This is a genomic window from Flavobacterium arabinosi (assembly GCF_048158725.1).
GTDB lineage: Bacteria > Bacteroidota > Bacteroidia > Flavobacteriales > Flavobacteriaceae > Flavobacterium > Flavobacterium arabinosi.
On sequence record NZ_JBLNKX010000003.1, the window covers coordinates 230,326 to 243,670 of the forward strand.

Genomic DNA, 13,345 nt, shown 5'->3' on the forward strand with positions numbered 1-13,345 from the left:
GTGGTGCTAACATGCATGTGCAAAATTAAACGTATCCTTTTTCAAACACAAATTTTATAGCTTTTATATCCTACTACTTTCAGTATTATTCAAATCAATAAAGGTTTTCTTTTAAATTTTCCACGAGCTAAAATTGAATTACTGATAAAGAAGTATTGCTTATCAATGTTTTTTATTCAATATAAGCTGCATCAATAAGTCGGTTTGTTCTTCATTTCCTAATATGAAAACATGTTTGTCAAATTCGACAAAACCATTTTTCGAATAGAATCTTAGCGCTCGGTGATTTTCTTCCCAGACACCAAGCCAAATGTAATCAACACCCGTTTCTTGTCCAATTTTTTTTACTTTGTCAATTAATAATTGACCCACATTCTTTCCGTGAAATGCTTGTGAAACATAAATTCGATGTACTTCCAAAGCATTTTTATTAATGGTTTCGGTTTGGGCGTCGCCAAAATTTATTTTCAAATAACCAAGTATTTCGTTGCCTGAAGTGGCCAGATAAAACCGGGAATTTGCATTGTTTAATTCAGAAGCTACTTGTTCTGAATTAAAATTTTCCGCTACATAATTAGCAATATTTTCGGGTGTATTTACCGCGGCAAAAGTTTCCATAAAAGTTTGGGTAGCTATCTTTTGTATTGCTTCAAGATCGGATAACGTTGCTTTTCTGATTTCTATTGGATTCATAATAGTAAATGCTCTTTTGGTTTTTTTCAAAAGTCAAAAATACACAAAAATTTTTGGTGGCAATTTTCATTTTCTATTATACTATTAAACAAATCAATTCATAGATTCTTACTTTGTTGTTTTCAATTTGTACTTTTGAAACAATTAATAAAAGAACTTGAAAGAGTATAGTATATGAAAATTGTTATATCACCGGCCAAATCCTTAAATTTTGAAAAAGAGTTGCCCACACCACTTCACACGGAACCCCATTTTTTAAAAGAATCGCGACAAGTTAATAAAGTTTTAAAAGAAAAAAAGCCTGCTCAGTTGTCTGATTTAATGAGTATTTCGGATAAACTCGCTGATTTAAACTGGAAACGCAACCAAGAATGGAAAACACCTTTCACAACAGAAAATGCTCGTCCGGCAGTTTTTACTTTTGACGGAGATGTATATACTGGATTAGATGCTTATTCGATTCCGATAGAAAAATTAGAAACATTACAAGATAGTTTGAGAATATTATCCGGTTTGTATGGCCTGTTGAAACCATTGGATTTGATACAAGCGTATCGATTGGAAATGGGAACAAAATTACCTATTGGCGAAAGCAAAAACCTATATGAATTTTGGAAAGCAACGGTTACAAAAGCATTAAATAAAGAACTTAAAAAAGGAGAATTGTTTATCAATTTAGCCAGTACCGAATATTTTTCGGTGATTGATGTTAAAGCCTTGAAAGTTCCTGTAATTACTCCTGAATTCAAAGATTATAAAAATGGAAAACTAAAAATAATCAGTTTCTTTGCCAAGAAGGCGAGAGGAATGATGGTGCGTTATATCATTGATACCAATGCAAAAACAATTGATGATCTACAAGGTTTCAATTATGAAGGCTATCAATTTGATGCTAATTTATCAAAAGGAAATCATTTGGTTTTTACGCGATAGTGTAGAGATGCGATTTATCGCGTCTCTACAAATATTAATGCATTGCATCTGCAGGATTTATTTTGTTCTTTCCTTTTTTAATTAAAAAAACAATAGGAATACAACATAAAAACATAATTCCAAGGTAAAGAAATATATCCATGTAAGATAAAACGGTACTTTGTTTCATGACTGAATAATCAATGACTTGATACGCTTTTTTCAAAGATTCGTTAGTCGAAAATCCTTTGGACATAAAACCTTTTTGCAACATCATTACACGTTGTTGTACTTCTAATCTGCTTCCGTCTAAATGGGAAACCAAATTTACCCGATGTTCCTGACTGAATCTAGTGATGAAAGTAGTGATAATGGCAATTCCGAATGAACCTCCAAGTTGTCGCATCATTCCGGTGAAAGCAGCTCCTTCACCAATGTTTTTTCCTTTTAATGTGGAAAGAGAAAGTGTCGTTATAGGTACAAAAAGCAATCCTAATCCAATTCCTCTTAAAATCAATCCCCAATAAAGATGTTCCACTCCAGTACTTGGTGTCATACTATTATGCATCATCAGCGTAAAGAAAAAGAATATTAAAAATCCAATACCTACCATATACCCTTGAGGAACGCCTCTTTGAATTAATTTACCAATAATAGGCATCATAATAGCGGTGGTAATGGAACCTGGAATAAGCAATAAACCAGCATCTGTGGCGGTCCACCCTAAAATGGATTGCGTGTAAATTGGAATAATTAAAGTGGAACCATAAAGTCCAAACCCTAAAATGAAGCACATTACTGTTCCAATTCGTAGATTTCCATCTTTTAGAACACTTAGATTTACAATAGGATGTTTATACGTTAATTCTCTCCATATAAATAAAATCAAACCAAAAACTGATACAACACTTAAAAATGTAATTACTTTATTGTTGAACCAATCATCTTGTTGACCATGTTCTAAAACAAACTGTAAAGAACCAATGAAAGCCGTCAAAAGAAAAATTCCCAACCAATCGACTTGTTTAGCTTTTAATTTTTCACCAAATTTAGGGCTTCTTACAAAACTCAATGCCAAAATAGTGGCAATGATTCCAAGGGGAATATTGATGTAGAAAATATAAGGCCAGGAAAAATTATCAACAAGATAACCTCCTAATGGTGGACCCAAAGTAGGTCCCACAATTACACCCATTCCATAAATAGCCTGAGCCATACCACGTTTTGCAACTGGATAACTTTCGGTTATGATTGTTTGTGCTGTAACTAATAGAGCACCACCACCCAGACCTTGTATAAATCTAAAAGCGATAAGTTCCCATATATTATTGGCATTACCACATAAAAAGGACGAGATCGTAAAAATAATGATGGAAGTCACAAAATAATTTCGTCTTCCAAATTGTTGTGAAAGCCAGCTCGTCATTGGAATTACAATAACATTTGCAATAGCATAAGCAGTAATAACCCAGGCAACATCATTTAATGTAGCACCAAGACTTCCTCTCATGTTCGTTAAAGCTACATTGACAATAGTAGTATCTACGATTTCCAACAGTGCACAAAGTACCGCTGTAATCGTAATTAGAACTCGTCTGTAACCGTATTCTACTAAATCATCTTCTACTTTTACTTGTGCCATTTTAGTTTAAATGTACGTCAACATCAACATTCATTCCCGGTCGTAATAATTTTATTTTTTCAACATCGTTAGATGCATTCAAGTTAATTTTTACAGGTAATCTTTGAATGGTTTTTACAAAGTTACCAGTAGCATTATCCGGAGGCAATATAGAAAAACGAGAACCCGTTGCAGGAGAAAATGAAGTTAATGTCCCTTCAAAATCATAATCAGGATAAGCATCTACTTTAATAGTTACTTTTTGTCCAATAATCATTTTGTTCAATTGTGTTTCTTTGAAATTAGCAATTATCCAAGCATTAGAATTATTGATAATATAAAAAAGAGATTGCCCCGGTTGTACCAATTGTCCTGGTTGGATATCAATTTTTGAAACTTGACCATCGATAGCCGCGGTAACAGCAGTATAGGATAAATTTAATTTTGCAGCTTCAAGCATCGCTTCTGCTCTTTTTATATTGGCTGCAGCAACTTCAGTTTGTTTACCTGAAACTTTAGATTTGGCTACAATAACTGATTTTTGATAGGAGCTTGCTTTTTCTTGCTGTTGCAAAATACGGATTTGACTCTCCGCTTCTTGTTTTGCTGCTAAAGCTTGCTCATATTGTTGTTTCGTTATCGAATGATTTTTATATAAATTTTCATAACGATTGTAATCACTGGTGATTCTGCCTAATCTAATTTTTGCAGTTTCGATATTGCCACCTGCTGATTGTACATTAGCATCAGAGACAGAAATGTTAGCCAAAGCGCTACCGATATCAGCTTTTGAAACTTCAAAATTCCCTTCAGCAGCTAATAGTGCAGCACTTGCTTCATCAATTTTTAATTGATAATCTCTTTTGTCAATCGTAAAAAGCGTATCGCCTTTCTTTACAAAATCATTGTCTTTTATGTATACTTTGTCCACATATCCCGAAACTTTTGGGATAATTGGATTCATGTTTTTTTCTATCTGCGCATCATCGGTTTCTTCGTGGGATAAGGAATGCATGTATTTATATGTTCCATAAGTTCCGCCTAATACGATCAAAGTCACTAGGATAATAATAAATTTTGTATTTGTTTTTTTCTTTTCCATGTGATTGGTGATTATATTTTTGAAAGATTGAATGATTGTGATAATTGTCCGGTAACAGAAAGCAATTCGTAGTATTTCTGTATGATATTTGCTTTAGCTAATGCTTTATTGATTTTTGAACCCAATTGTTCTACATCGGCTTCTAATAAATCATTAGTGTCTGAAAGTCCGTTGTCGTACTTGTCTTTTATGATTCTGTAATTCTCTGTTGATTGTTCTACAGCTTGAACATAAACTTCATTTTGTTTTAATGCCAAATCATAGTCTTCTATCGCTTTTTGAACTTGCATTTTGATATAATCCGTAAGTACTGCTTGCGAATTTTGTACTTCTAATGATTTGCTCTCGGCTAGTTTTACCATAGTTCCATTTTTAAGAATAGAGCTTATATCATAAGAAATACCAACACCAAAATTCATTGCGTTTTGAACTGTTATTACATTTTTTAAGTCTAATGCAGTATAACCGCCAATAAGGGAAATAGCAGGATAATAGGCACTTTTTGCCATTTTTATATTAGCCTTGCTCGCTTTTTCCTGAAATCGAATCGCTTCTAAATCTTTACGATTTTGTAATGCGGGCTCCTCATTAGTAGGGATGTTATCCATTTGAAAATTAGCAAAATCACTTTCTCTAATTTCTAATTTGGTTTCAACTGGTAGTTTTAAAAGTGTCACTAAATAGAAATTTACAACATTCAAATTGTTGTTTTCTTCGTCTATTGATAATTGAATTTTTGAAACTTGTAATTGTGATTTTAGTAAATCGTTTCTTGGAATAACACCGTTTTTTTCCAAATCGCTAAAATCAACGACACGTTGCTGTGCACTTTTCTGATTTTCTTTGAGTAGTTCAATCGTTTTTTGCGATTTGTATAAATTAGCGTAGCTATTGATCACTTTCATCGCAATTTCTTCTTTTGTTTGGGAAGCTGTTGCATTTTCAGCCTGATATAAATTCTCAGAAAACTTTATGCCATTTTGGATTTTAAAACCTGCAAAAACGGGTACGTTGGCATTAACTTGACCAATCATCAATTGATCTACAACAGGCATCGGTTCCGCATTACTGCTTTTATTAATTTTTAAATTTACTGAAGCCTTCGCCAATCTTTGATATTGTCCCGAAACTTTTAAATCAGGATATTGACTGTTTTTTACCGATTGTAATTCGTATTTTTTAGTCGCCACTTTGGTATTGGCTAAACTAATTTCATTACTTTTTAACCAAGCCATATGAATGGCTTCATCGAGAGTAAGACTCGTTTTTTCTTGTGCTTCTACTGAAGAAATTCCTATAAAGAAAATCCCAAAGAGCATTAATTGACTAACTTTCATATATTAGAAGGGCTTTTATAGTTTGTTGGATGTGCTTTGTCAAATTGGTTCTTATGTAATTATTATATAGATCCTCGGTTTTCAAATTCAGTAAATTTTGAAAGAACGGTTTATTCATATGAAAATGAAAAAAAGTTCCCAGTATTGTCGGTGTTATCAGCGGAATTATGATGTCTTTTCTAAAAACGCCTTTCGTTTGGCCTTCTACGATTATAGCTTCAAGGGATTTTAGATTTCCTTTTTTTAATTCGATAAAGGATTCAAAATTTAAATCTCGTTTGTTTGTGGCAAATTCAAAATGTATAATTCTATAAATTCCTTTATTACAATTGATTCTATTGATATACAGCTCGATTAATTTATTGATTTTTTCAATAGGTTCGAGGTTTTCTTGTATTAATGAATCTAGTTGAGATTTTAAATCGGAAGTTCTATATAAAATCAGGGATTCGAGCAAACGTTCTTTGGATCCAAAATAATAGGAAACCATCGCAATGTTGATTTTTGCTTCTTTTGAGATGTTTCTGATTGAAGTACCATCAAAACCTTGTTCAGCAAATAGCGTTTCCGCTACCTGAAGTATCTTAATTTGTTTTTCGTTAAAATCAGTATTCAATCCCATACATTTTAAATATGGAACAAAATTAAACAACTGTTTAATTTAAACGGTTGTTTAATTTTATTTTAACAATATATTAACATTTATAAAAGTGGACTACAACCGTTGAATAACCTTTTTTTTATACAAAGGTGTTAGCCACTGGCATTCCAATTATCTTTCGAAAATATGTTCTCCTGATCCAATATTGTCTAAATAGATATAGTCTCCTTCTTCAATACCATTGGTTTCTTTTTTGTCGAATTGTATTGTGGTGCCGTTTTTGCCACATTTTGGAACATATACTTTGGCGGTTACATTATCGGGTATCGTTATTTTCAAAATATAACCCTTGTCGTTTTTATTCCAAGCAACAGCGATGTCGCCCTTATCCGTTGGATATATCCCTTTGGCATAGCTCAGTTTATTGCCAAACCACAAAGGTTTAATTTGAATCTTTTCGTGTTGTGGGCTTAATGCCTTTATGCCTAAAATGTAATTTTGCATAGCCAATAGGCCGGAGGCGCCCCAAGGATGCGACATACTCTGATTGGTTACATTAGCATCCCATGATTCCCATGTGACTGTTCCTCCCAAGGAAACGGTTTTTGCCCAACCATCCCATGTGGTGTTGGTATATAAATCGATTAAATGTTCTCCTTCATCGGACTGACCAAGCGATTCGGGTAACCAACGCAGACAAACCATTCCGACGCTCATCTTTCGTTTTTTTATTTCGTTAACGACTTGTTTTTTATTTTCTTCGGGTACAATATTTAAGGCTAACGGAAGAATGTTGGCATGCTGCGAAACATGTGAACTGGGTGTTTGATCGCTATGTAATCCATCAATATAAACACCGTCTTTATTTAGCAGCAGCGTATTCATCGCTTTTTTGATAGCGTTGGCTTTGGTTCTGTATTTCTCTTTGTCATTTGTGTTTCCTAATACATCAGCAATTTTTGAAATAATTTCGAAATTCGCAAAGGCATACGCATCGATAACGGTTCTGGATTCAACGGTCATGTCATAACCATAGCGCATCACTTCTGGCCAATCGATAATTCCATACTCATATGGACCTTTTCCTCCTTTTAATTTATAAATTAATCCGGTAGCATCATTTTTATAGGTATCCACATAGTCGGCAATTTTTTTCAATCGGACATAATTCGATTGAAGAAATTCCAAATTCCCTGTTTGCATGTAGTAATCCCAAATCCAAACTAGGTACGATTGGGTAAAGTCAGGGATATCTCTGCCACCATCAACATTAGGATATACCGCGTTTAAACGGCCATCAGGCCAATATTGATCCTGCGAATCGAGGAATTCATTCAATACTCGCATGTTCATGGTTCGGTCGTACATGACGCTCATGTTGGGTACTGCCTGTGACCAGCCATCACTCAAAAAAGCCCCTTTTTCACGGGTTGGCGTATCTACAAAACCTTCTTGCGCACCAACAGTCAGGGAATGCTTCATCAACTCCCATACGTTGTTGAGCATAGAATCAGAAGATTCAAATGACGAGCGGCTCGGATCAAGTTCGAAATGTCTCGAAATGAAACTTACATTTTCTTTGGTCAGTACATTGGTTGAATTGTCGACTTGTAAATACCGTAATCCCAAATACACAAAAGGATTGAAAACGGCAGCAGTGCCATTATGAATAAAATGAAATGCTAAGTTGGTGGACTGATTGAGTTTAGTCGAAACGGTACGGTCGTCATTCAAAACAAATCCGCCCATCATATGAATGGTATCTCCGGCTTTACCACCATCAAAACGTATTTTGAAGCTGCCCGCATATATTTTTCCCAGATCAATAATATATTTCCCATTTCCCATATCTTTTACGGCAACGGGTTTAATTTCTTTTTCAATAACCCTTGTCAAATCAGATCTTAAAGTGCCTGTCCAAGGAGCTACTGGTTGTTTTCCTATTTCAGATGCATTAGTCCAGCTGGTATCGTTAAAGTTTTTCGCATTCCATTGCGGGATGATTTTTTGGCTATCAAATTTTTCTATTCGTCCGATTCCTTCGCCATTGCGTTGCGGCTGGTCGGTAATCCATTGTGCTGCCTGAACTTGTTTCCAAGATTTATCGGTGCCAATCATCATTTTAGTTCCATCGTCATATTCTATAATTACCTTTAAAAGCAATCCACGGGCACCTGTGGCACGACCCTGACCTCCGCCATACCAATGGGTCAAACAACCAATTAAATTCTCCTTATTTGCAGATACAAACGAACTAATATCCCAAGCATTGTAGTAGCTGTACTGCGGGTAATGCATGTTAAATCCTTTTCCAACAAATTTTCCATTGATATACAACTCATAACTATGACAAGCCGAAATATAGGCTATGGCACTTTTTATGGTTTTCTTCGGGAGGCTAACTTTTTTTCGGAAATAAGTATAATCGTCGCTGTCTTTTGAGTCTCTTTTTATCCAAAATGCCCCTGACCAATCGCTATTAGTTAACAATCCTGTTTCAAAAGTGGCTCTTGCAGCGTACGAACTGACATTCCCATCTTTATCCCAAGTGCGGACTTTCCAGTAATATTGAGTTGCTGGTGCCAATGGTTTTCCTTTGTAATAAACATAGTTTTGCATTCTGGAAATTGTTTTCCCGCTATCCCATACATCTCCTTTATTCATGTTAAGATTCGAAGGATTGGAAGAAACGATAATCTGATAGGCAGATTGAATTTCATTAGTGTCCGGATCAGTTACAGACCAACCAAAATAAGGTTTGTCATTAGTTCCTATCGGATTGTGTTTATCAAAACTTCTTAAATTAAATGGTGCATTCGGATTGGAGGCAAATCCCTGTAAAAAGGTAAAGTTCAGCAGCAGCACTATAATCGCATAGCGTGCTATCGATATTTTTTTATTCATAGTTTGTTAATTATACTAAATAACGGAAATTGGTTTGAAGGTAACTTGTTTATAGGTAGGACAAAAAGCATACTTTATTTTTCTCAAAAATATATAAAAATAGCTGCAAATAATCAAAAGGACTATATATTTTATGAGTTGAATCTTGCTTTAAAATTAAATAAGAACGTATAATAATGTTTCTTATTTAATTTTATGGGAATCCAAATCTATTCAAAGGAAAATAATGACTCAAAAAGATAAAAAAGAGCAATAGGAGAATCCATCTGAAATTGTGAATATCTATTTTATAAATTGTGAATTTATTTTCCCTTTAAAATCTATCTTTGACATCCTTAAAAAAAAAAGAGATGAGCACAATTTGGTATGAATGCAAAGTAAAATATAGAAAAACAGATGAAACTGGAGGACAAAAGATTACAACAGAACCTTACTTGGTAGATGCGTTGTCTTATACAGAAGCGGAATCCAGAATTAATGAAGAGATGTCGGCTTATATCAGTGAAGAATTTAAAATCACGAATATTAAAGTGGCCAATTATGCTGAGATTCATCCTTTCGAAAATGCGGACCGTTGGTTTAGATCAAAAGTTTCATTATTAGCGTATGACGAAGAAAGTGGTAAAGAACGCAAGACCAATATGTATTTATTAGTGCAAGCTAACGATGTAAAAGAAGCTTATGATAATACCACCAGTGTAATGAAAGGCACGATGGGCGACTACACGATACCAGCTATTTCGGAATCTCCTATTATGGATGTTTTTCCTTATTTCAGTGGGGAAGAAGGGGAACTTGAACAATTAGAAAGATTCAATGCGCTCAAAGGTTCTAAACCGGAAGCAGCTGTAGAAATAGTGGATCATATGGAATTTGAAACGGCTCCTGAAGAAGAAGCTGCAGTTTAAGATAAGTTGTTTTTAAAAAATTCACCGCAAATTCGCAAATTATCGAAACAGTTGCTAGCTGTTTTTATTTGCGAATTTGCGGTTTTTTAATTTTAACCCTAAGTTTTTCATAATCTGAATTAGTCCTGTTTCGCTAAGACTTTCTCGTATGCTTTTCTGGAGCTTCCTCTAAAATATACTTCGCCACAGTACGTATAACCCGAACTTTCAAAAATTTTCATCATGGCGATGTTGTCAAAATTGGTGTCTGCTTTTATGCTGTAGATGTTGTTGCTTAGCGTAAAATCTTCTATGTGTTTGAGTATCATTTTAGCCAAGCCTTTACCCAAATACTTTTCAGAAATGGCTACGCGGTGCAGTACTACAAAATCATCATTCGTTAGCCAGTTTCCTTCAATTTTTTCGTAAGCCGGTTCGTCATTTATTAGTACCGCACTATAACCGATGATAGTTTCTCCATTAACTAATACAAATCCTTCTCCTTTTTCAATATCTTTTTGTACGATTTCTGGATTTGGATAACCGTCTTGCCATTGGGTACTACCGTCTTCTTTTCTTCGCAGTATAGCTTGTTGTAGTATTCCCCATATTGGAACTATTTCAGATAGTTCCGCTTTTCGAAAGTGATAATTCATTATTGTAATTTAAGTTTTTCTTGGTTAATTAGTATGCTTTAAAAGTACAAAACAAACTTTAAATTTTGCAAATTCAAATTACAGGATGTATTTATTTTTTAGAAGAGTATTTTCAATCTCGCTTTCCACATTATATGTTGTGAATGCTAGCGCGAGCGTCCCGCTCGTGAACACTAACTAAAAGTAAATAACTATAAATTTGTAATAGGCACGAGCGGGACTCTCGCGCTAGAGGGGGGTAATGCGTTTGTTTTAAAAGTACAAAACAAACTTTAAATTTTGAACAAACCATATTGTATGATGTATTTATTTTTTAAAAGAATATGTTGCTGAGTAGAAGTGTTTGTTGTTTATGCTGCTATTGCTAGCGCGAGCGTCCCGCTCGTGAACACTAACAAAAATAACTATAAATTTGTAATAGGCACGAGCGGGACGCTCGCGCTAGCGGAGGCTATTATTCACTATCTAACAAACTAATATTCTCATCGATTTCTCTATTAGAATGTTTGTCAAACTTTTCAGTGATAACAACATGAAATCTTTTAAACAATTCAAAGAATTCATCCTTTGTTATATCAAAATCGAATTCAACAATATATGGTTTGATTTCAGTTGTTTTTAACTTGTCTCTGCATATTATTGAAGCGGTAAAAAAGTCGCTATATCCAGAATAAAAGCTTGCGCCAAAGCTTTCATATCTTTCTGTGTCAACACCTCTTTCTGTTAAGAATTTATCTAAATCTGTGTGGTCACTAATGTCTGCTGCTGAAGTGCCTATGTAATCGTTATATTGAACGTCTGCTTTCATTTCTTTATTTTTTAATTGTAAATTCTCTTCTTAAAGTTGCTAGAACATCTCCAAAAACTTCTTTTATATTTCCTTTTTTAAAACGTAATTGTTGAATTCCATTGAGATTTGTAAATTCTTCAGTTTCATCTTCCAATAATACAATTGCTCTGCTAAATCCTAGCTTACCTTGAAATAGACCTATTTCGTGAATTACATTTGGTCTAGCTTTTAACTTTCCATTTTCATCTGAATCTTCTCCAGTCATAACTAATATAGCGAAAGAACTTTTTGCAGCCATTTCTTCTAAAATATCTCTAATTGTATGCCCAGCTCTTGCACCTGTTTCATATGCTTCAATTTTATAATCATGTTTATCCGAAAGATGATCTTTTAAATCTCTCCATTGTGTACTTCTACCATGACCAATAAAAATCACAGGTGCTTTGGACTTTGTCGATTTTACAATTGAGCTTTCATAATTTTTTTCAAATACTTCAAAAATATTTTCTATCTCTCCTCTTGTTTTCGCTTGAACTGTGATATTGGTGCTTTCATCTTTGTAGTAGTATGCATCAATTTCAATTTCAGAATTTGACTTACTCACAGATGAACTATTATGTTCTTTTCTATACTCTGCAAAAAATTCCCTTTCATCATCAAATTCCCAAGCTTCATTATCTCTTTTCAGCCTAAAGGATTTTTTAATTTTATCTCCAGTTATGTTTTTATCAAAGACTTCTTTAATCACATCTGCTGAAAAATATGCATTTTCATATATTTTTGATTTTTCCATTGTTAAAGGTTAGTTTTTATTAAGAGATATAAAATAGTTTCTGCTAACTAGTATATAGGAGCCATAAAGTGGCTCCAATCTACCGGTTTTTGGTTGGTCTTGTGCCATAAAATGGCTTTTTGTTATTGTAAATATATAAATAAATTATTACAAATAATTTAATGTTTTTATAAAGTGTGAGTATAAAAAAACGGCGTTTAAAGTTCATTTAAACGCCGTTTGATATTATATAAAAGAAGTTGTTTATCGAATCGCTTTCACAAACTCTTCAATTTTTCCTGTTCCGTTTTCGGTTAAATGCTGAATGAATGCACTTCCTATAATCGCTCCTTTGGCAAATTGCGTGGCTTGATTAAAGGTTTCCGCATTGTTGATTCCAAAGCCAATAACTTGAGGATTTTTTAGATTCATTGCGGCAATACGTTTGAAATAATCTTCTTGGATGCTTCCAAAACCAGATTGTGATCCTGTAACACTGGCAGAACTCACCATATAAATGAATCCATCAGAAACGCTGTCAATAAAATGGATGCGCTCGTCAGAAGTTTGTGGCGTAATCAAGAATATATTCTTCAATCCGTATTTTTCGAAAGTAGCTTTGTATTCATCCGCATACACATCAACGGGAAGATCAGGAATAATTAATCCGTCGATACCAATCTCCGCACATTTCTTGCAGAAATTCTCCACTCCGTATTGCAACATCGGGTTGAAATAGCCCATAATCACTAACGGAATAGATACCGTTTTACGAATGTCCTTTAATTGGTCAAACAAAATTTGTGTCGTCATTCCGTTATGCAACGCTTGTGTCGAACTCGCTTGAATCGTTGGTCCATCAGCCAATGGATCGCTGAACGGCAACCCTATTTCAATCATATCGATACCGCTTTTTTCTAAATCCTGAATGATTTGTACGGTATCATTTAGGTTAGGATATCCCGCAGAGAAATAAATGGAAAGTATCTTTTTGTCTTCTTGTAATTTTTGATTTATTCTGTTCATTGTTTTATTTTTTGTCTTAACAGGTTTTTAAAAGCTGTTAGGTA

12 protein-coding genes are annotated in these 13,345 nt (G+C 34.1%); 2 read left to right on the plus strand and 10 right to left on the minus strand.

The genetic code is table 11. The annotated features are described in order from the left end of the window. Positions 1 to 162: 162 nt before the first annotated feature. Entirely contained in the window at positions 163 to 693 is a 531-nt protein-coding gene (locus ACM55K_RS07850; RefSeq protein WP_416849679.1) for a GNAT family N-acetyltransferase, read from the minus strand. Positions 694 to 867: 174 nt separating this feature from the next. Here ACM55K_RS07850 and yaaA point away from each other — a divergent pair, with 174 nt between their 5' ends. Next, on the plus strand, positions 868 to 1,626 hold the full coding sequence (gene yaaA / locus ACM55K_RS07855) for a peroxide stress protein YaaA (protein WP_416849680.1): 759 nt from the start codon (positions 868 to 870) through the stop codon (positions 1,624 to 1,626). 34 nt (positions 1,627 to 1,660) lie between these two features. On the opposite strand, the gene ACM55K_RS07860 is transcribed toward yaaA, so the two are convergent. The 5 genes from ACM55K_RS07860 to ACM55K_RS07880 form a co-directional block, all read right to left on the minus strand. Next, positions 1,661 to 3,247 (minus strand): MDR family MFS transporter, encoded by a 1,587-nt coding sequence (locus ACM55K_RS07860; RefSeq protein ID WP_416849682.1) that lies wholly within the window; start codon positions 3,245 to 3,247, stop codon positions 1,661 to 1,663. A gap of 1 nt (position 3,248) precedes the next feature. Continuing rightward, a complete protein-coding gene (locus ACM55K_RS07865) occupies positions 3,249 to 4,328 on the minus strand; it encodes an HlyD family secretion protein (protein ID WP_416849683.1) in 1,080 nt (359 codons plus the stop codon). An 11-nt stretch (positions 4,329 to 4,339) separates the two neighbouring features. Further along, on the minus strand, positions 4,340 to 5,665 hold the full coding sequence (locus ACM55K_RS07870) for a TolC family protein (protein ID WP_416849684.1): 1,326 nt from the start codon (positions 5,663 to 5,665) through the stop codon (positions 4,340 to 4,342). Continuing rightward, entirely contained in the window at positions 5,655 to 6,287 is a 633-nt protein-coding gene (locus tag ACM55K_RS07875) for a TetR/AcrR family transcriptional regulator (protein ID WP_416849685.1), read from the minus strand. The genes ACM55K_RS07870 and ACM55K_RS07875 overlap by 11 nt, the downstream gene beginning before the upstream one ends. Positions 6,288 to 6,437: 150 nt before the next feature. After that, complete coding sequence (locus ACM55K_RS07880; protein ID WP_416849686.1) at positions 6,438 to 9,170, minus strand: family 78 glycoside hydrolase catalytic domain; 2,733 nt, start codon at positions 9,168 to 9,170, stop codon at positions 6,438 to 6,440. Positions 9,171 to 9,520: 350 nt separating this feature from the next. On the opposite strand from ACM55K_RS07880, the gene ACM55K_RS07885 reads away from it, so the two are divergent. After that, positions 9,521 to 10,078, plus strand: a complete 558-nt coding sequence (locus ACM55K_RS07885) for a DUF4494 domain-containing protein (RefSeq protein WP_315177322.1) — start codon at positions 9,521 to 9,523, stop codon at positions 10,076 to 10,078. A 119-nt stretch (positions 10,079 to 10,197) separates the two neighbouring features. Here the strand turns inward: ACM55K_RS07885 and ACM55K_RS07890 are convergent, their stop codons facing one another. The 4 genes from ACM55K_RS07890 to trpA all read right to left on the minus strand — a co-directional run bounded on the left by ACM55K_RS07890 (position 10,198) and on the right by trpA (position 13,301). Beyond that, on the minus strand, positions 10,198 to 10,713 hold the full coding sequence (locus tag ACM55K_RS07890; protein WP_416849687.1) for a GNAT family N-acetyltransferase: 516 nt from the start codon (positions 10,711 to 10,713) through the stop codon (positions 10,198 to 10,200). Positions 10,714 to 11,167: 454 nt separating this feature from the next. Then, complete coding sequence (locus ACM55K_RS07895) at positions 11,168 to 11,521, minus strand: hypothetical protein (protein WP_416849688.1); 354 nt, start codon at positions 11,519 to 11,521, stop codon at positions 11,168 to 11,170. Between the two features lie 4 nt (positions 11,522 to 11,525). After that, positions 11,526 to 12,296, minus strand: a complete 771-nt coding sequence (locus tag ACM55K_RS07900; RefSeq protein WP_416849689.1) for a TIR domain-containing protein — start codon at positions 12,294 to 12,296, stop codon at positions 11,526 to 11,528. Positions 12,297 to 12,539: 243 nt separating this feature from the next. Further along, positions 12,540 to 13,301, minus strand: a complete 762-nt coding sequence (trpA, locus tag ACM55K_RS07905; protein ID WP_416849690.1) for a tryptophan synthase subunit alpha — start codon at positions 13,299 to 13,301, stop codon at positions 12,540 to 12,542. Between the last annotated feature and the right edge of the window lie 44 nt (positions 13,302 to 13,345).

Coding starts and splice junctions, on each gene's coding strand:
- ACM55K_RS07850 (WP_416849679.1), bottom strand. CDS start 693: ATGAATCCAATAGAAATCAGAAAAGCAACGTTATCCGATCTTGAAGCA.
- yaaA (WP_416849680.1), top strand. CDS start 868: ATGAAAATTGTTATATCACCGGCCAAATCCTTAAATTTTGAAAAAGAG.
- ACM55K_RS07860 (WP_416849682.1), bottom strand. CDS start 3,247: ATGGCACAAGTAAAAGTAGAAGATGATTTAGTAGAATACGGTTACAGA.
- ACM55K_RS07865 (WP_416849683.1), bottom strand. CDS start 4,328: ATGGAAAAGAAAAAAACAAATACAAAATTTATTATTATCCTAGTGACT.
- ACM55K_RS07870 (WP_416849684.1), bottom strand. CDS start 5,665: ATGAAAGTTAGTCAATTAATGCTCTTTGGGATTTTCTTTATAGGAATT.
- ACM55K_RS07875 (WP_416849685.1), bottom strand. CDS start 6,287: ATGGGATTGAATACTGATTTTAACGAAAAACAAATTAAGATACTTCAG.
- ACM55K_RS07880 (WP_416849686.1), bottom strand. CDS start 9,170: ATGAATAAAAAAATATCGATAGCACGCTATGCGATTATAGTGCTGCTG.
- ACM55K_RS07885 (WP_315177322.1), top strand. CDS start 9,521: ATGAGCACAATTTGGTATGAATGCAAAGTAAAATATAGAAAAACAGAT.
- ACM55K_RS07890 (WP_416849687.1), bottom strand. CDS start 10,713: ATGAATTATCACTTTCGAAAAGCGGAACTATCTGAAATAGTTCCAATA.
- ACM55K_RS07895 (WP_416849688.1), bottom strand. CDS start 11,521: ATGAAAGCAGACGTTCAATATAACGATTACATAGGCACTTCAGCAGCA.
- ACM55K_RS07900 (WP_416849689.1), bottom strand. CDS start 12,296: ATGGAAAAATCAAAAATATATGAAAATGCATATTTTTCAGCAGATGTG.
- trpA (WP_416849690.1), bottom strand. CDS start 13,301: ATGAACAGAATAAATCAAAAATTACAAGAAGACAAAAAGATACTTTCC.